This window comes from Cupriavidus sp. HY129 (assembly GCF_059492215.1).
In genome coordinates this window covers 409,712-427,278 of the sequence record NZ_CP083255.1, presented here as the reverse complement: position 1 = coordinate 427,278, position 17,567 = coordinate 409,712, and the positions used below count along the sequence as shown (strand labels likewise).

Genomic DNA, 17,567 nt, shown 5'->3' with positions numbered 1-17,567 from the left:
CTCGCTGCCCGTTCCCGGAGGTCCCCTGGTTATGCGTCCGCACTGCTCTTTCCACGGTAAATCCAGCCATTAGCCAGCATCGCCACCCCGGCAATCAGCATCGGCGCGGCAAAAGCGCCGAACGCAGCTTCGACTGTCTGAAATGATGCGAGCAAAATGCCGCCTGTCATCGAGCCAATAATCGAACCGATCCGGCCTACGCCCAGAGCCCAACTGACACCCGTGGCACGTGCTGCAGTGGTGTAGAAGCCGGCGACCAATACATTCGCCGCCGTTTGGGCCCCGGAGAGCCCGAAGCCAGCCATGAAGACCGATACGTACACCCACAACGGCTCGTTGATGGAGGCGCCAATCAGCGCCGTCGATATCGCTGCGATCGCATAGGAACCTGCAAGTACGAAGAACGGATTGAGCCGATCCATCAGGCGAGCGTTAAGCAGTGAGCCGACTGTTCCGCCAAGGGGCAGCATCGCTCCCACGCGTGCAGCATGCGAGGCATCGATACCCGCGCTGGTAATCACCATGGGAAGCCAACTGCTGACTTGGTAGTACACCCAGAGCGTGCAAAAGAACGCGAGCCAGAGCAGCATCGTTCCCACGCGATAGCGAGGGCTAAACAGCGTCCCGATCGCGCCTTCAGGCGTACCGCCTGCTTTGCTCTCCTCAGGCATGACGCGCGCCAGCGGGGTGTTCTCATCGCCAGTCAATCGCTTCATGACGCGCCGGAATTCCTGTGCGTATCGTGCCTTGCCTGCCATGAAACGTAGCGACTCCGGCATCCAGATCCACACAATTGGCGTGAGCACGAGCGGAAAGACCCCGCCAAAGACGAAAACGCCTTGCCATCCGAAATACGGTATCAAGAGCGAGGCAACGCCCCCACCAAACGCCAGGCCCAGTGTGAAGCCGCAGAACATGAGCGTCACCATCAGCGCGCGGTTGCGCGCCGGGCTGAATTCGGACGACAACGTGATTGCATTCGGCATTGCGCCGCCGAGTCCAGTGCCGGTTGCGAATCGCAGTACCACCAGCCAGAATGGCGAAGGCGCGTAAGCGCATGCAAAGCTGCCTATACCGAATAGCACGAGGGAGATCGTGATGATTCGCTTGCGACCGATGCGATCAGCCAGCGGTCCGGACAAGAAGCTGCCAACCGTCAATCCGAACAGCCCGGCTCCGAAGATCGGTCCCAGTTGCGCGGGACTGAGCGTCCAGGCTTTCCTTAGCAACGGCGCGACATATCCCACCGATGCGACGTCGAATCCATCGGCAGCTACCACCAGAAAGCAAAGGAATAACGTAAGAATTTGCAGAAATGACGTCTGCCCCGCCTCTAATGTGCCGGGGGGGGCGGCTGTTTGCGTGTGCATGGCTTGTCTCCAGAACTTCGTTCGCCTGAAGGCGAAACTATTCATTGATGTTTTGCAGAGATACTGTCGGGCCCGCGTTGTCATCTGCCGAATCTCCGACGGCTGACGCCGGGCATGCTGCGGTGGCCCGTGATCCCGCGCCTCAGAACACGTGCCGTACGCCCGCCATCGCTCCGAGCTGCGTGCCGCCCGGAGCCGGATTCGCGCCGGCTGAGCCGTTGCTGACTGAGAGCGCAAGCAGGCCGTCATTGTTGATGTAGCCAGCCGTGGCATAAACCGAGGTGCGCTTCGAGAAGCTATACGTGCCACGCAGCGCGTAGAGGATCGCCTTGTTGTCACTGCCGTGGAAGCGCTGGAAGTACACCTGTCCCGCCAGGTTGAACGCGGGCACGATGTCCCAGGCTGCGCCGGCGTACCAGAGATCACTCAGTCGCGTGGTGCTGCCCTCGTTATCACGCCGCAGCCAGCCCGCGCCGAGCTTAGTGCGGTCGAACAGGGCATAGGCGCTCACGGACAGTCGGTCGTCCGACTTGCCGCTGGTGTTCAGTCCGGCAAACGCGCCGGGCGCGCCGCGGATGGAGTCGTAAGCCGCTGCCATACCGAACTGCTTCGTCTCGTACTGGACCAGTGCCGACCACTCGCGGCAAGCGGCGTGGTCGGCTGGGTTCTCGCCCGGGCAGTTGGTGCCGGCCGGACTCGGTCCGGCGTTGGCGACATCACGGCCGAAACTGTAGGTGGCACCGAGTGTCAAGTCGCCGAATTTTCCCTTGTAGACGACGGCGTTGTCAGCGCGCGCATTGGGGATGTAGCTGTCGATCGAGCCGGAGCCGAATGTGTTGGGCCCGAGGATGTCAGAGTCGAGCATGGCCCAGAACAGCATCGTGTACTGACGCCCGAGCGACACCTGCCCCCAGTTGCCGGACAGTCCCACCCACGCCTGCCGCCCGAACAGCCGGCCGCCCTGGTTCATGGCGCCGGAATCCGGCGCGAAGCCCGACTCGAGCGCGAAGTTCGCTTTCACGCCGCCACCAAGGTCTTCGGTGCCGCGCAGGCCCCAGCGCGACGGGACCGTCCCCGAGAGAGTATTCATGCGCACGACGCTGTTGCTGGCCGTGCCGATGTGATTGACGTATTCGATGCCGGTGTCGACCACGCCGTACAGCGTGACGGACGATGGCGAAACTTGCGCGCAGGCGAGCGCGGGCGTGGCGGCGGCACAGGCCAGCGCCAGTTTTCGGAACTTCATGGATCTCCTCCTCGTTGTTTTCGTTTTTTCCGGCGGTGCCGGTGGTGCTGGTTTGGGGGCGTTACGGGGAATCAGGCGGCGTCGGCACCTCCAGTCGCCATCGCCAGCACGCCGGCGGCATCGGCGGATGGTTCGCCGCGCCATGCGATGTGGTGGTCAGGGCGGATGAGCACGGCTGGGGCGCCGTACAGTGCGCGGGCGTTCTCGTCGTGTATTGGCAGGACGTCGAGACGGATGCCACGTGCGCGCGCCACGTCCTGCCAGGCGGTACAGTCGGCACCGTCGAACGAAAGCAGTGTGAAGTCGCGCCCAAAGCAGTCGAACAGCACCCCGCCATTCACCATCGCATGGGGCGCACGCGAGCCTGGCCAGCCGCTGGCGACGTAGTGGTTGGGATCGTCCGGCGGAGGGGTGCCAGCCTCGCGCGCGACGATCGGGCTGTCGAGATAGCGCACGCCAAGCTGCAGCCCGGGGATGTTGAATTCGCTGGCCACGTGCGCGCTCAACGCGCTGCCGAGTTCGGCTCGGGCAGCGTCGCCCGCTTCGTCTTGCGCCTCAATGCAGGCCGCAATCGGTACGTTGCCGATGCTGTCGGCCATGCGCCGGGCAAAGGCGGTATTGCGCACGGCCATCGGGCGGCGTTCGCGGTCGTAGCTGTCGAGCAGGGCGGGCGGCGCGCTGCCCCGAAGGACGGCCGCTAGCTTCCAGCCAAGGTTAACCGCGTCGTCGATCGACGTGTTGTAGCCCATGCCGCCGGTCGGCGTAAAAAGGTGCGCGGCATCGCCGGCTAGAAAGCAGCGCCCCGCGCTCATGTGCGTGGCAACCAGGGTGTAGCCGGCCACCCACGGCATCATCGCGATCAGCCGAAAATCGTGCGGCGCGCCGACGACCGCCAGGGCGGCCGCTACGGGATCGATATCGGCCGGCTGTTCTCCGTCCTTCAGTTGCACGGCCAGCAGGAACGACTCGTCACCATCGATGGCGATCAGCAACCCGCGCTGACTGCCGTTGACGGCCCAGTACTGCCACGCCTTCTCTTTGCCGAGCACGTCGTACAGGTCGGCAGACTTGAAGTAGATCGACAGCATCTGGCCACCGAAGAAATCTCGCTTCTGGCTGCCTTGCCCTTCGTACTGGATGCCGAGCGTCTTGCGCACGAGACTGCGCGGACCGTCGCATCCGACCGCGTAGCGCGCCACCACACGCCAGGGCTCGCCGCCGTCTTGCGGCATGGCGTCGACCTCGACCTCGTGGCCGTGATCGGCCACGCGCACGCCGCGATGGCCGAAGCGGAGGTCGACACTTGCATATCTGGCTGCCTCGCGCCGCAGGATCGGCTCGATGTACATCTGCTGTGCGCGATGCGGCAGTTCGGGTGTAGGCCACGCCGTTTCGCCATAGTCGCCAAACGCTTCGCGGGCTGCCGCCTGCGCGCGGCTCGGCACGCGGAAGCGGGTCAGCTCCGGCTGCGAGAGCCGCGTGCAGTAGACCAGATCCTGCGGATAGTCGGGCGGCAGACCTAGCGCCCGTACGTCGGCGGAGAACCCACGGCGACGATAGTGCTCCATGGTGCGGGCTGAAGTGGCGTTGGCCTTGGGGAAATCGGGCGGGTCCGCATCCTCTTCCAGGACGAGGCAGCGTATGCCCCGGCAGCCTAGTTCACTTGCGAGCATCAGCCCCGCCGGGCCGCCGCCCAGGATCACGACTTCAGTTTCTACGGTATTCACGACAGACATCCGGCTGACCTGCTCAGTTGACTGTCGTGTGGCTGGTGGTCGTGGGACCAGAGGGGCGCGCCACAAAGGCGCGAGGGCTGTAGAGCAGGGGGCGGGTCATGAGCAGTCTCCGTTTTGTCTTGTGTGTGACGACATCTTAGGAATGACCACCGACATCGAATAGATGGCAAAATTGCCTCATTGATGCCTATTAGTTATCGATCGACGCGAACGGAATGCGCGCGCTCAACTAGCGAAAAACACCATGAAACTTCATCATTTGCGTGACTTTGTCGCCATTGCGGAGACGCGCAGCATCCGGGGCGCCTCCCGCCGTCTTGGCCTGACCCAGCCTGCGCTGACCCGCAGCCTGCGCGAACTCGAAGCCGAACTCGGCACCCCCCTGCTGGAACGGCATGCGCGCGGCGTGGTGCCCACCCCGATCGGCGAAGCCTTCCTGCGGCGCGCGCATGCGGCGATGGAGGAGATCCGTCGGGCCGAAGAAGAAGTGGCCCAACTGCGTGGCAGGCAGACCGGAACCGTGGCGATGGGTCTCTCGGGTGGTACCTGGCTCGGCCTCGTGCCCGAAGTCTTTCCTGTCTTCCGCAAGTCGCACCCCGGGGTTCGGCTTCACATGGTGGAAGGATTTTTCCCAGCCCTGGAGGCGCGGCTGGCCGATGGCACGCTCGACTTCTATATCGGCCCCCGTCCCGAACGCATCGACGCTGACCGCTACCGCGTGGATCTGCTGTTCGGAAATCACCGCCTGGTCGCCTGCCGCGCGGGGCATCCCCGCCGCAAGGCTAGGCGGCTGGCGGAACTGATCGACGCCGAGTGGATCCTTACCGGTGCCCTGGAGCCGCTGGAGCGCGAATTCTCCGAGGTCTTCGCGGGCTACGGTCTTGTGCCGCCAGTTTCGATGGTGCAGACCGACTCGATGATTGGCGTGGCGGCCCTGCTCTCAATGACCGATGCGTTGGCGCTACTGCCGCGACAGTGGATCGACTCGCCGCTTTTCGCGGGCGTACTCGAAGTCATCCCTATTGCCGAGCGGATCGGCAGTGCCGACATCGTCCGCATCGCCCGCGCCGGCCTGCCGCTGACGCCGGCGGCATCACACTTGGCGACGCTGTTTGAGCGGGCAGCCGGGCACTACGCGCGACGGGAAGGCGGCTGAAGGTAGCCGGGCTCGCTCTCGGCCAACTTCCCGCCCCGAAGCCGCATTACTCCACCGTGGGAGGCGTCGCCGTAATCCTCTCGAAGATCATTCCTTGCGGCGCCTGCGTATTCGGCAGCGAAGCATGCGCGAGCAAGTTGGCCTCGATCTCGGACAGCCCAAGTGCCCGCAGCACCGCCAGGATGACCTGCTCTGGATAGTCGGCCGGTGCATCCGGGCGCAACATGGTGCCGATGCCATAGACCAGCGCGCCCAGCGCCAGGTCGCGCGCCACTTCAACGTGCGGTACGACAAAGCGGCCCTGGGCGATACCGATCTCCAGGTCGCGCGTCATGTACGCATCGAGCCGCCGTCCGCGCGAACCGCGCCGCGTGCCGACGCGCGTGATGAAAGCGCCCCAAAGCGGGTAACGGATCGCCATGTGCATGTAGAGCCGGCAGCCCACGGCCATACGCATGGCGGGATCATCGGACTGGCGCACGACCGGGTCGATCACGGCCAGCACCTCGTCGCTCACCTCGCCGGCCACTGCCGACAGCAGTTCACCCGTCGTGCGGAAATAGTTGTAGAACGTGCCCCGCGCCACGCCAGCGGCGGCGATGAAGTCGTCGATCATGGCGCCGTCCGGCCCCTTCTCCGCGAATACCCCTAGCGCCGACTCGATCAGCCGGTTGCGCGTCTTCTCCCTGCGTATTGCCGCCACACGGGTGCGGTGGTCTTCGGCGCCTTCAATCTCGACTGTTGTGTCTGACATGTTTGTCATTCCGTAACTATTCCGGATTCTATCAGCGCTTCCCACCTCGGGTTTGTCCTAGGCAATTTCATGTTGATGAATTCGTCAGTTTGAATAGAATTCGTTTTGACAAGTTCGTCAACATGAGATTTCAGGAGACCGCAGATGCGTTTCGTCAGTTTCGAATTCCAGGGCCGGCAGGCAGTCGGTGTGCGCGAAGGGGCGCAAATCCGCGTGGTGGGCGACGAATCGCTCGAATCCCTGCTGGCGCGTGGCGCGGATCTCGCCGCGCTGGGCCAGTCGGCCAAAGGCGAATTGCTCGCGGAAGCCGATGTGACCCTGCTGCCGCCGCTGTCCCGCCCGCCCAAGATCATCTGCGTTGGCCTCAACTACGCCGACCACACCAAGGAAAGCCCGTACGAGCAGCCCAACTATCCGACGCTGTTCTTCCGCGTCCATACGAGCCTGGTCGCACACGGACAGGCGTTGGTCCGCCCCGCCGTGGACGACTGCGCCGGCCTGGACTTCGAGGGTGAAGTGGCCGTGATCCTAGGCAAGGGTGGCCGCCATATCCGCAAGGAAGATGCGCTGTCGCACGTGGCCGGGTACTCCCTGTTCAACGACGGCTCGGTGCGCGAGTACCAGTTCAAGGCACCGCAGTGGACGGTCGGGAAGAACTTCGACGGCACCGGCGCGTTCGGCCCCGACCTCGTCACTGCCGACGAACTGCCGGCCGGCGCACGCGGCCTGCTGCTGCAGACGAAGCTGAACGGACAAGTGGTGCAGTCGGCCAGCACGGACGACATGATCTTCGACGTCGAGACGCTAATCTCGATCATTTCCGAGGCCATCACGCTCGAAGCCGGCGATGTCATCGTCTCCGGCACACCGGCCGGCATTGGCTGGGCGCGCGAGCCGAAGCTGCTGATGAAGCAGGGCGACGTGTGCGAGGTGGTGGTCGAGAAGATCGGCACGCTGTCGAACCCTATCGTCGACGAAGCGAAGTAACTTTAAAGAACTGACCGCCGGCAATGTGAGCCGGCGGCAACCCCGGAGACAGTCATGCCCAATACCAAGGTGGCAGGATCGCACTCGGCCGTCTACGCCGCCGTGCATTCCATCGACCACTTCGCGCTGAACGTGCCGTCCCTCGCCGACGCCGCCCGCTTCTATCGGGCCTTCGGGCTCGACGTGAAGGAAGTTGGCGACGGCGGTGAACTTGAACTGCGCGCCGCCGACGGCCACCGCTGGGCGCGCATCCTGCCCGCATCGGGCAAGTCGCTCGCGTACCTCAGCTTCAACTGCTACGAGCGCGACTTTGACCGTCTGGTGCGCCAGATCGAACGTTCTGGCGCCACGCTGGCCGACGCCCCCCAAGGTGCCGACGCGGGCGGTGTCTGGTTCCACGATCCGGACGGCAACCTGCTCCAGGTAAAGGTCGGCCCCAAAACCAGCCCGAGCGCCAAGGCGCCACACGTGACGGTAGGCGCCGGCGCCAACGCGCGCGGTGCGGTGGTGCGCTCGCAGGTCCAGGCGGTACATCCGGAACGGTTGTCGCACGTGCTGCTGTTCACGCAGGAGGTGCTGCGCGCTATCGACTTCTACAACCGAGCCATCGGCCTGCGCCTGTCGGACAAGTCACTCGACATCATCGCCTTCACGCACGCCCCGCACGGCAGCGACCATCATCTGGTGGCCTTCGCCAAGAGCGCCGCACGCGGCTGGCACCATGCAGCATGGGATGTGCGTGACATCGACATGGTCGGCCAGGGTGCCGCCCAGATGGCCGCCGCCGGCTACACGCGTGGCTGGGGCACGGGCCGCCACGTGCTCGGCTCGAACTACTTCCACTACGTGCAGGACCCGTGGGGCTCGTTCAACGAGTACTCGGCCGACATCGACTTCGTGGCTGCCGACCAGCCGTGGCCCGCCGGCGACTTCTCTCCCGAGGACTCGCTCTACCAGTGGGGCCCGGACGTTCCGCCGGACTTCATCCACAACACCGAAGCGCCGGACACCTCCGCGCACTAACCGCAGCAATCCCGCGTGAGCCAACCAGATGGCAGTCGGCCCGGCCGAGCGCCAGGGAGACACTCGCGCCCGCAGCAAGGAAGCCATCATGACTGATACCCAGATCCTCGACGTCGCAATCGTCGGCTACGGCCCCGTAGGCCAATCCCTGTCCATCCTGCTCGGCAGCCGCGGCTACCGCGTGGCGGCGTTCGACCGCTGGCCTTCGCTCTACCCGCTGCCGCGCGCGGTGTTCCACGACCATGAGATCCGCCGCGTGTTCCATGCGATGGGCCTCGGCGCGGAGGTGGCCGCGATCTCGCAACCGTCGGCCACCTACCAGTGGTTCAACGCAGAGTGGAAGACGCTGGTCGAAATCGACTGGTCCGCCGAGTCGATCAGCGATGGTCCCGTCGGCTACCTGTTCAACCAGCCGACGCTCGAAAAGCTGCTCGACGGCAAGGCACGTTCGCTGCCGACGGTCGAGGTTAACCAGGGCTGGGAAGCGACGGCGCTAGTACAGCACGCCGACCACTGCGAGGTACAGCTTCGCCACGGCACGATACAGGACGGTCATTGGACGCCGGACGGCCAGACGCGCGCCGTGCGTGCCCGTTACGTGATCGGAGCGGACGGCGCCAACAGCTTCGTGCGCAGAGCGTCTGACATTGGCCAGGACGACCTCGGCTTCCAGGAGGACTGGCTGGTGATCGACGTCCAGCCGAATCCCGGCGTGAAGCTCGACGTGCCCGACATCGGCCAGTGGTGCAATCCCGCCCGGCCGACGACCATGGTGCCCGGCGGGCCCGGCTACCGCCGCTGGGAATTCATGCGGCTGCCGCACGAGACCATCGAGGATCTGCAGAAAGCCGACAAGGTCTGGGAGCTCCTGTCGCCATGGGTCAGTCCCGACAATGCGACGCTGGTGCGCTACGCCGTCTACAAGTTCCGCTCGTTGCTGGCGCAACAATGGCGCCAGGGTCGAGTGCTGCTGGCCGGCGACGCTGCACACCTGATGCCGCCGTTCATGGGTCAGGGCATGTGCTCCGGAATCCGCGACGCCTGGAACCTTGCGTGGCGGCTGGACCTGCTGCTGCGAGGTATTGCCGCGGACGACGTGCTCGACACTTACACGCCAGAGCGCCTGCCACAGGTTCGCGCCGTGATCGACGCATCGATTGAGATGGGCCAGGTTGTCTGCATCGCCGACGCTGAAGCCGCGGCGCGCCGCGACGCCGCGTTCCTGAGCGGACAAGTGCCGCCGCTGCCGCCCTTCCCCGGCCTGACCGGCGGCGTGGTCAGCACAGACTTTGGCATCACCGGTGTGGCGGGCCTGCTCGGCGTGCACGGACAGGTGGAGGATAGCGGGCGCACCGCACGTTTTGACGACATGGTCGCCAACGGCTTTCAGGTGATCGCACTCGACACCGACCCCGGCCATTACATCGACGCCGACTCATCCGCCTTGCTCACCCGGCTGGGCGCCAGCACCGTCGGCGTAACGACCGATCCGTCGAAGGTCAGCCCGGGGCGCGTCCTGCGCGATGTCAGCGGCCGCTACGCGCGCTTCTTCGCCGAGCACGGTGCGCGCGTGATCGTGGTGCGCCCCGACTACTACGTCTATGGCGGCGTGAGCGATCCGGCGCAATTGCCGGCACTGCTGGCGAAGCTGGGCAGCCAGCTCGCCCTCGCCAACGATCCGGTGCAGCGCCAGGCCGCCTGAGCCCACGGGGCAGGCATCGGCCTGCCCTCACAGAAGAAAAACTACGGAGACAACATGCGTTACCACTTTGCACCGCTCGCGCTGGCGGCGGCGCTGCCCCTTTGCGCCCATGCTCAGAGCAACGTCACACTCTTCGGCATGCTCGATGCTGGCGTCAGCTACGTGTCGAACGAGTCGGGCCATCACAACCTGAAGGCCGACGATTCGGTCTGGACGCCAAGCATCTGGGGCCTGCGCGGCACCGAGGACCTGGGCGCAGGCTACAAGGCTGTGTTCGAGCTGGCCTCCCAGTTCTCCGTCAACGACGGAAAAGGCATTCCCGGACCGTCGGCGGACTTCAACCGGCAGGCCTTCGTGGGGCTGTCAAAAGACGGCCTCGGCAAGCTCACGTTTGGCCAGCAATACAACCTGATGGCCGACTTCCTGTTCTTTCCGCCAGCCCGGCTCGACGGCACCTTCGGCTACGGCGGCCTCTACAACATGCGCCACGGGCCGTTCGCCGCGCTCGGCATCCCGAACAATCCGACCGGCGCGTTCGACTTCGACCAGACCGCAGGCACGTCGCGTGTGTCCAACGCAGTCAAGCTGACCAGCGAGAGCTTCGGCGGTCTGCGTGTCGGGGCGTTGTACGGCTTCGGCGAGCAACCGGGATCGGCCTCGATCGGAAATACGGTGGGCTTCGGCCTGAACTACCTGCGCGGCGGGTTCGCTTTCGGCGCGGCGTACAACGAGACGAAGTACGGGCAGCTCAACAACGGCCACGATGGCATCCGCAACGCCGGCGCTGGCGTCGGCCAGCAATTCGGCAACCTCTTCGCCAGCGCGCTCTACACCTACACACGTAACACGCTGACGGGCGCCACGATTCAGGTCGCGCAAGTCGGCGGGCTGTACGCGCTGGGTGGTGCCTGGCACCTCGGCGCCAACTACCAGTACATGAAGGGCAATGCCACGCTGGACCACAACCGGGCGCAGCAGGTCACCGGTGTTGTGCAGTACGCCTTCTCCAAACGAACTACCGCCTATGTCGAGGCAGTCGGACAGTGGACCGGCGGGGATGTGGCTGGCGGTCACAACGCCTGGATCAATGGCGCCGCGCCGAGCAGCAGCACCACGCAAATCATCGGCCGCGTCGGCCTGCAGCACATGTTCTGACTCCCGCGGCACCTTCCATCCGCTCCGCTTCTACTGAATTCCACGCCGGAAGTCCACCGCCCGATCCGGCGATTTCCAGGAGACATACCATGCAACACCATCCCATGCCCTCCCGCCAGGCTAATGCCGGCTGGGACCGTACTTACGAATGGAAGGCGGTCCTGCTGTTGTCGCTGGGCTTCGGCCTGGTCGGCATCGACCGCTTCATGATCATGCCGCTGTTCCCGGTGATGATGCTGGACCTGCATCTCGATTACCAGGATCTCGGCCACATCACCGGTGCACTGTCCATCGCATGGGGACTCTCGGCGATGTTCATGGGCAATCTGTCTGACCGGCTCGGACACCGCAGGGTGCTGATTCCGGCCGTCGTGGTGTTCTCGCTGCTGGCGGGGCTGTCGGGCCTGGCTACCGGCGTCGGCTCCCTAGTTGCCCTGCGGGCGCTGATGGGTCTCGCCGAGGGCGCCTACACGCCAGCCAGTATCGTGGCAACGATCGACGCTTCCAAGCCAAGCCGGCACGGCATGAACGTCGGACTGCAGCAGATGGCGCTACCGCTGTTCGGGCTCGGCATCGCGCCGATCCTCGTCACGCAACTGCTCAAGGTGGTGGCATGGCACTGGATTTTCGCCATCGTTTCGATCCCCGGGCTGATTATCGCCGTACTGCTTTCCAGGGTGCTGCGAGATACGCGCGCAACGGTCGCTGACACCCATACCACCGTGCATGACACTGCCACGCACAAATGGACCGACGTCTTTCGCTATCGCAACATTCCGCTGAACATCGTCGGCATGCTCTGCTGGCTGACCTGCCTCGTCGTACTGAGCGCCCTCTTCCCGAGCTACCTGACCGATCATCTGCATCTCGGCATGGAGCAGATGGGCTACGTGCTGTCGGCCATCGGATTCGGGGGCATGCTGGGCACGCTGGTGATGCCGGCGCTGTCTGACCGCATCGGGCGCAAGCCGGTGATGATCCTGTCGGTGCTGTGCGCGGGCATCTGCCTGTATCAACTCATGGGGACGGGTGCCGAACCCGCTCGCCTGTTCCAGTGGCTGATGTTGACGCTGCTGTTCGTCTTCAGCCTGATCACGCTGACGGTGGGCCCGCTCAGCGCGGAATCGGTGCCGGCGCGGCTGATGTCGTCGGCATCGGGACTAGTGGTGGGCATCGGCGAGGTGTTCGGCGGCGGCGTGGCTCCGGTGATTGCCGGCTATATCGCCAAGCATTTCGGCATCCAGTACATTCTTCATCTCGGCCTTGGCGCGCTCGGGCTGGGACTCGTGGTTGCCTTGTGCCTGAAGGAGACGATGCCTGCCCGCCGGCGCATGGAATCACTCATCGTCCAGTAGTCCGCTAAAGAGCAAGCTCGATACTAATCCGCCCCTATACCAGCACTTTCCGAATCGACGGGAGCGAGCGCGCGCCGTTCGGCGTGGACACCTGTCTACGCCGAACACGGTGCGCATTTCCTATCTTGGTCACCGCAGACAGTCCGGTCTCCTATTCGACCCGAAGGCCGCACATGGATGGCTAGCTGCCGACGGTCGGAGACATGTACCGCCTGCCATTACCGCGGAATTGGAGCAATACAAAGCGCCGCTGCCTTGCCCAGATCTGCACGCCATTGCAGGTGCAAGGTGCAATGGCCGAACGTGGTTTGATTTCAGTCATTTCCAGGGCTTAGTACGGGTGACCGCTAAGGGTCGGTAGCCGCCTTCCGCGTCAGAAAGTCTTTGCCTGGATAGGCGGCCGGGCCGAGACAGGCCAGTAGCGCGCAAATGGGGCGTTGCCCGATAGCGGTCATTGGGCGGCGGCGTGCTACTCGTTGGTGTCTCAACCGCGTTGAGCTTACAGCGCTAGCTCCTAGCGCTCCTATTCAGCACAGGGTGTCAACGCCGCTTTCGGAGCCTTTGCGCCATAGCCAAACTTCTCCCGGTAAGCAGCCGGGCTCGTAAGCGCGATACGCCGGAAGTGCCTGCGCATTGACTCTTCCGAGCCGAAGCCTGCCAACTCGGCAATGCGGCCTACCGGCAACGGCGCTTGCGACTCAAGCATTTCTCGGGCTACCGCAACGCGTTCATGCACAAGCCACGCGTACGGCGCCATGCCAGTGGCGTCATGAAACTGCCGCTGCAGCGTGCGCGGACTCATCGCAGCCCGTTCTGCGAGCGAGCGCAGCGTATGCGGCAAAGCGGGATTCTGGCGTACCCAGTCCATCAGTTTCACCAGACGCCCGCTTTCGTCCGATGGCATGGGACGTGGCACGAACTGCGCTTGACCACCGTCGCGGTGGGGTTGAACGACGAGCCGCTGCGCAACGCGATTCGCCACGGTGCCGCCGAAATCCCGTCGCACGAGATGCAGCAGCATATCAAGTCCAGCCGCCGATCCCGCCGCAGTAATGATCTGCCCTTCGTCGATATAGAGCGCGTCCGACTGCACACGCAATTGCGGATAGCGTCGCTGCAGCTCTTCCGCGTAGCGCCAATGAGTTGTGACTTTCTTGCCGTCGAGCACTCCAGCGGCGGCCAGTACGAACACGCCGGAACAGATCGAACAAAGACGGACCCCACGCCGGTGCGCTGCGCGCAACTTCTGAAGCAACGGTTCGGGCGGAATCTCGTTTGCATCGCGCCAACCTGGCACAACAATCGTAGTCGCGTGATCCAGCAACTTGGGCGTATAGGGTGCCGTCACGGAGATACCACCCGCCGCGCGTAACGGCCCGCGGTCAACCGCGCACACCGCGAACCGATACCAATCGACGCCCAGCTCCGGACGATCGAGCGCGAAGACTTCGGCGACACAGCCGAATTCAAAAGTGCAAAGCCGGTCATAAGCCAGCGCAACCACGAGATGTTTGCTCATGGCGAGATCTTACCGGATATTGGCAATTACGCCACTCGTGCCTTTGTGTGGGTTGGCCTCAAAATCAAGGCCAGTTGAACACACCTCATCGGTTATAAACATGCAAAACAATGGAACAACGAACGCCGTCACCGCCGTTCCAGCCGCCGACAGCGCCACCGCACATGCGCACTTCAGCGCGGCATTTCGATTCGAAACCGACTGCTGGGATGTCTACGATGCCTTGGCTAGCGGCTCGCCTGGATTTATCTTGCTGGATGTTCGAGGCCCGGCATTGTTCGCGGGCGGACACGTACCGGGCGCGGTCAATCTTCCGCATGGCAAGATCGTCCAGTCGAAGTTGGCGCACTATCCTTGCGATACGTTATTCGTCACCTATTGCGCGGGGCCGCACTGCAACGGGGCGACCCGCGGCGCATCGCGGCTTGCCGAACTGGGGCGACCGGTCAAGGTGATGACTGGCGGAGTTACGGGTTGGCTTGACGAAGGTTTCACGCTTGTCGCGGCGGATGACCGCATTCGGGGAGAAGACAATGCTTGAACTACGTCCTGGCTGCGAATGTTGCGATAGGGATCTGCCGCCGAATTCCGCGGACGCGCGCATCTGTTCATTCGAGTGCACGTTTTGTGCGCAGTGCGCGACCGAGTTGCTTAAGGGGAAGTGCCCTAACTGTGACGGCGAGCTCGTGCCCCGGCCGCGTCGTCCGGCGAACAAGCTGGCGAACAACTCGCCATCAAACAAGCGGGTGTTCAATCCCGAGTGCGCTCAACGCGCGAAGTCTGGTTTTGACGGAGTCGATGACACCGGTTCGCTAGACACCTAAGTCAGGTAGAAGGGGCTGATCTGGATGTCCGAGATACGCCTCGCTGCACCTTCAAGGATGGCACCGCGTCGGAGGTGCCGAGGTAGGCCGAGGGCCGAAGCCGGCTCCACGCAGACGTTGGCGGTCGAGACTCGAGCGGCAACAGTGGGTCGATCTGTGCCGTCTGGCTTGGGCTCGACAAGGCGCAGGTTCGCCTGCGGCGCCAGCCGGCCTGAGAGATTGCTAACGAAGATCGTCGGCAAATGTGGCGTCGACGAAGGCCCGCAACTGCGTCAGGTCCGTCCTGGCATAGGCCGCCGTGGTCTGCACGGAAGCGTGACCGAGCAGCGCTTGGGCGGCGGGCAGCGGCACCTGATGGTCGACCACTAGCGTGCGCGCATAGGCATGGCGCAGCCAGTGCGGCGATGCGGCGCGCAGCAGCAACGCCTGTGCCGGCTCGCGCGCCTCCAGGTCATCCGCCACGGCTGCAAAGATCGCCTTGACCTCCCGATAGAGGCCCGCCTGCTGCAGCGCTTCGCCCTTGTTGCCGTGGATCACGGGCAACGTCTCGTGCGCCGGCGGCTCGGGTGGGAGGCCGCGGGCACGCCGATAGGCCTGCAGCACCACCACGCACGGTGTCGGCAGCGGGATGGCGCGTACCTTGCGCCCCTTGCCGCAGACATAGAGCGTCCACCGCCCGGGCGCCTCGGCCTCCAGCCGGGGCAGTGCAGTATCGGCCGACCAGGCCAGTTCCGCCAGACGCACGCCGGCGTAGCGATACAGCGCCCAGATCGCACGCTGGCGAAGCGCCGGCAGCCCGTCGTCAGCACGGTTCGCGTCAAGCCAGGCATCGCACGCGTCCAGCAGCGCCGGCGGAATCAGCCGCGTCGGCACAAAACCGCTCCGCGCGCGACTGCCCGCAGACAGACCGGCGGCCGGGTTGGCATGCAGGTAGCCGGTGACGTACCAGTAGCCGTAGAGGCTGGCCACCACCGCGAGAGCGCGCGTGCGGGTCGCTTCGGACAGGGGCGGCGAGGCGCCCGCTGTGCCGGGCGTGCCGTGCTCCAATGTGTCTCGGTAGGCGAGCAGTTGCTGGCGCGTCAGGTCCGACAAAGGCCCTAAGCCATGCAAGTCGCACCAGCGCATCAGCCGACGCAGCTCGGCACCGTAGGCGCGCAGCGTGTGGGCCGATCGGCCGGTCCGATCGCGCAGAAACAGCGCCAGCGCCTGCGCGTCATTGTCCGCGCCCAGCGTGTTGGCGGGCGTCTGTGGCTGGGCGAAGCGGCCGGCCCGGGCGAGCCACGCGGGGTCGGCATGACCAAAGGCACCGAGCCATGGCGCGGCGACCAACCGTGCCGCCTCCGCGGCCGCCGGCACCCCTGCCGGGCTTCCCGGTGAGGCGGCGGACCGGAAGCGGCGGCGGTGCGTGTGCAGCAGCCGGGCGAGAACCGTCTCCGCGCTGGGCGCCCGGTCCGCCGGCGCGGTGCGCAGGCGCCCGCGCTCCCAGTACTCGACCGCCCCGTCGTGGGCCAGCAGCAGCTTGAGGACCGTCGGCTGCGCGGCCTTGGCGTCCGCGAGCGATCCGTAGCAGCGTTTGATGCGCGTCAGGGTCCAGTGCGCGTAGACCGGATGCCCGAGCGTCTCGGCGAGGTAGGCGAGCGCCGCATCGACGGTGGCCGGCAAGGGGCGCGGCGGCACCGCACCGGTATCGATCCAGTCCGCTGGATTCATGATTTGTCGCGGCGCTTGCTGTCGGGCTTACCGGCGAGCTTACCGACTGGCTTGCCGGCCGGCCGCGGCACGCGGGCGACCTTGGCCGAGGGCGGTGCGGCGGCCAGCGTCGCGCGCAGCAGCTCATCAAGCTGGGCGCGCTGGCTGGCGGTGACGGCCTTGAGGGCGCTGGCCTCGCCGACGGCGGTCTGGCGCGCGGCGTCCAGTCGTCCACGCTCCTCCTCCAGCGCCGCGATGCGGTGCTCGGCGAATTTGAGTTGCGAGGCCAGTTGCGTGCGCTCGGCGCGCACCGCTTCGCGCTGATGGGCGGTTTCCTGCAGGAGCTGCCTCGACAGCGCCTCGTAGCGCGTCTGGGCGGTAGCGATCGCCTCGATGTGGGCGCGCTCGTCCGCCCCAGCACGATCCTGCGCGGTCGCCAATGCCGTTTCGAGTTCGCCACGACGTGCCGCCTGCGCGTCGGCCCGCGCACTGGCGGCCGCCAAGGCAGCGCTGGCTTCGGCCAGCGCCGTATCGCGCGCGGCCAACTGCGCGCGGACCTCACTGAGCTCCTCGCGCAGCAGTTCGACCCGCAGCTCGGCCTCGGCGCGGGCGGCCTGCGCGGCCTCCGCAGTCTGCTGCGCCTCGCGCCGCAGGCGCACCACATCGTCCAACTGCACCGCGACGGCGGCCTGCCAGAGCGCGCGCATCGCTTCGGCGATCTCGGCGGGAAGCTCGGGCAGGGCCAGGTCGGCCAGGCCCGCGCGCACGACTTCGGCCTCGATGGCATTGAGCGTGCGCGACAGGGTCGCCGGGTCCCCACCGCCGAGGCGGTCGCGCAGCTTGCGCACCGACACCACGCGGCGAAAGCGTGCGGCCGTGGGCGGCGCCGCGTCGCCGGCCTCGGTCAGCATGGCCAGCACGGTGGCGCGGATCTGATCGGGGGTGGCGGCGAGGCGGGGCATGGCGGCTTCCGGGGTATGTTTCCGGCTATCTTACGTACACCGCTAACGTTAGGAAAGCTATTTTTATTCAGTTGTAAAAATCAAAGAGG

At 65.3% G+C, this 17,567-nt stretch carries 15 protein-coding genes; 8 read left to right on the top strand and 7 right to left on the bottom strand.

What is annotated here, in order from left to right:
• Window positions 1–29: 29 nt before the first annotated feature.
• From K6G35_RS18320 to K6G35_RS18310, 3 genes are all read right to left on the bottom strand, one after another.
• Entirely contained in the window at window positions 30–1,370 is a 1,341-nt protein-coding gene (locus tag K6G35_RS18320) for an MFS transporter (protein WP_215243237.1), read from the bottom strand.
• Between the two features lie 142 nt (window positions 1,371–1,512).
• Window positions 1,513–2,616: a porin gene (locus K6G35_RS18315; protein ID WP_215242950.1), complete on the bottom strand. Its 1,104-nt coding sequence runs from the start codon at window positions 2,614–2,616 to the stop codon at window positions 1,513–1,515.
• A 71-nt stretch (window positions 2,617–2,687) separates the two neighbouring features.
• On the bottom strand, window positions 2,688–4,343 hold the full coding sequence (locus K6G35_RS18310) for an FAD-dependent monooxygenase (protein WP_235697793.1): 1,656 nt from the start codon (window positions 4,341–4,343) through the stop codon (window positions 2,688–2,690).
• Between the two features lie 253 nt (window positions 4,344–4,596).
• Between K6G35_RS18310 and K6G35_RS18305 the strand changes: the two genes are divergently transcribed.
• Window positions 4,597–5,508 carry a LysR substrate-binding domain-containing protein gene (locus K6G35_RS18305; protein ID WP_495676836.1) on the top strand — a complete coding sequence of 304 codons (912 nt, stop codon included), beginning with the start codon at window positions 4,597–4,599 and terminating at the stop codon, window positions 5,506–5,508.
• 46 nt (window positions 5,509–5,554) lie between these two features.
• Here K6G35_RS18305 and K6G35_RS18300 read toward each other — a convergent pair whose 3' ends face one another.
• On the bottom strand, window positions 5,555–6,262 hold the full coding sequence (locus K6G35_RS18300) for a TetR/AcrR family transcriptional regulator (RefSeq protein WP_215242947.1): 708 nt from the start codon (window positions 6,260–6,262) through the stop codon (window positions 5,555–5,557).
• Between the two features lie 144 nt (window positions 6,263–6,406).
• Here K6G35_RS18300 and K6G35_RS18295 point away from each other — a divergent pair, with 144 nt between their 5' ends.
• The 5 genes from K6G35_RS18295 (at window position 6,407) to K6G35_RS18275 (ending at window position 12,484) form a co-directional block, all read left to right on the top strand.
• A complete protein-coding gene (locus K6G35_RS18295) occupies window positions 6,407–7,249 on the top strand; it encodes a fumarylacetoacetate hydrolase family protein (protein WP_215242946.1) in 843 nt (280 codons plus the stop codon).
• 54 nt (window positions 7,250–7,303) lie between these two features.
• Window positions 7,304–8,272: a VOC family protein gene (locus tag K6G35_RS18290; RefSeq protein WP_215242945.1), complete on the top strand. Its 969-nt coding sequence runs from the start codon at window positions 7,304–7,306 to the stop codon at window positions 8,270–8,272.
• An 88-nt stretch (window positions 8,273–8,360) separates the two neighbouring features.
• Complete coding sequence (mhpA, locus tag K6G35_RS18285) at window positions 8,361–9,974, top strand: bifunctional 3-(3-hydroxy-phenyl)propionate/3-hydroxycinnamic acid hydroxylase MhpA (RefSeq protein ID WP_215242944.1); 1,614 nt, start codon at window positions 8,361–8,363, stop codon at window positions 9,972–9,974.
• Window positions 9,975–10,028: 54 nt separating this feature from the next.
• Complete coding sequence (locus K6G35_RS18280) at window positions 10,029–11,129, top strand: porin (protein WP_215242943.1); 1,101 nt, start codon at window positions 10,029–10,031, stop codon at window positions 11,127–11,129.
• Between the two features lie 89 nt (window positions 11,130–11,218).
• Window positions 11,219–12,484, top strand: coding sequence for an MFS transporter (locus tag K6G35_RS18275; RefSeq protein WP_235697792.1), 1,266 nt, complete (start codon window positions 11,219–11,221; stop codon window positions 12,482–12,484).
• 523 nt (window positions 12,485–13,007) lie between these two features.
• On the opposite strand, the gene ftrA is transcribed toward K6G35_RS18275, so the two are convergent.
• Window positions 13,008–14,003 carry a transcriptional regulator FtrA gene (gene ftrA / locus K6G35_RS18270; RefSeq protein WP_215242942.1) on the bottom strand — a complete coding sequence of 332 codons (996 nt, stop codon included), beginning with the start codon at window positions 14,001–14,003 and terminating at the stop codon, window positions 13,008–13,010.
• A gap of 100 nt (window positions 14,004–14,103) precedes the next feature.
• On the opposite strand from ftrA, the gene K6G35_RS18265 reads away from it, so the two are divergent.
• Window positions 14,104–14,544 (top strand): rhodanese-like domain-containing protein, encoded by a 441-nt coding sequence (locus K6G35_RS18265; protein WP_017514958.1) that lies wholly within the window; start codon window positions 14,104–14,106, stop codon window positions 14,542–14,544.
• Window positions 14,537–14,827: a DUF1272 domain-containing protein gene (locus K6G35_RS18260; protein ID WP_215242941.1), complete on the top strand. Its 291-nt coding sequence runs from the start codon at window positions 14,537–14,539 to the stop codon at window positions 14,825–14,827. The genes K6G35_RS18265 and K6G35_RS18260 overlap by 8 nt, the downstream gene beginning before the upstream one ends.
• 222 nt (window positions 14,828–15,049) lie before the next feature.
• Here the strand turns inward: K6G35_RS18260 and K6G35_RS18255 are convergent, their stop codons facing one another.
• Entirely contained in the window at window positions 15,050–16,537 is a 1,488-nt protein-coding gene (locus K6G35_RS18255; RefSeq protein ID WP_215242940.1) for a tyrosine-type recombinase/integrase, read from the bottom strand.
• Window positions 16,534–17,478, bottom strand: coding sequence for a DNA-binding protein (locus K6G35_RS18250; protein WP_215242939.1), 945 nt, complete (start codon window positions 17,476–17,478; stop codon window positions 16,534–16,536). Before K6G35_RS18250 ends, K6G35_RS18255 begins: the two co-directional genes overlap by 4 nt.
• Window positions 17,479–17,567: the final 89 nt, after the last annotated feature.

Bases quoted from the DNA above. Each gene is read 5' to 3' on its own strand.
- K6G35_RS18320 (WP_215243237.1), bottom strand. From the start codon at position 1,370: ATGCACACGCAAACAGCCGCCCCCCCCGGCACATTAGAGGCGGGGCAG.
- K6G35_RS18315 (WP_215242950.1), bottom strand. From the start codon at position 2,616: ATGAAGTTCCGAAAACTGGCGCTGGCCTGTGCCGCCGCCACGCCCGCG.
- K6G35_RS18305 (WP_495676836.1), top strand. From the start codon at position 4,597: ATGAAACTTCATCATTTGCGTGACTTTGTCGCCATTGCGGAGACGCGC.
- K6G35_RS18300 (WP_215242947.1), bottom strand. From the start codon at position 6,262: ATGTCAGACACAACAGTCGAGATTGAAGGCGCCGAAGACCACCGCACC.
- K6G35_RS18295 (WP_215242946.1), top strand. From the start codon at position 6,407: ATGCGTTTCGTCAGTTTCGAATTCCAGGGCCGGCAGGCAGTCGGTGTG.
- K6G35_RS18290 (WP_215242945.1), top strand. From the start codon at position 7,304: ATGCCCAATACCAAGGTGGCAGGATCGCACTCGGCCGTCTACGCCGCC.
- mhpA (WP_215242944.1), top strand. From the start codon at position 8,361: ATGACTGATACCCAGATCCTCGACGTCGCAATCGTCGGCTACGGCCCC.
- K6G35_RS18280 (WP_215242943.1), top strand. From the start codon at position 10,029: ATGCGTTACCACTTTGCACCGCTCGCGCTGGCGGCGGCGCTGCCCCTT.
- K6G35_RS18275 (WP_235697792.1), top strand. From the start codon at position 11,219: ATGCAACACCATCCCATGCCCTCCCGCCAGGCTAATGCCGGCTGGGAC.
- ftrA (WP_215242942.1), bottom strand. From the start codon at position 14,003: ATGAGCAAACATCTCGTGGTTGCGCTGGCTTATGACCGGCTTTGCACT.
- K6G35_RS18265 (WP_017514958.1), top strand. From the start codon at position 14,104: ATGCAAAACAATGGAACAACGAACGCCGTCACCGCCGTTCCAGCCGCC.
- K6G35_RS18260 (WP_215242941.1), top strand. From the start codon at position 14,537: ATGCTTGAACTACGTCCTGGCTGCGAATGTTGCGATAGGGATCTGCCG.
- K6G35_RS18255 (WP_215242940.1), bottom strand. From the start codon at position 16,537: ATGAATCCAGCGGACTGGATCGATACCGGTGCGGTGCCGCCGCGCCCC.
- K6G35_RS18250 (WP_215242939.1), bottom strand. From the start codon at position 17,478: ATGCCCCGCCTCGCCGCCACCCCCGATCAGATCCGCGCCACCGTGCTG.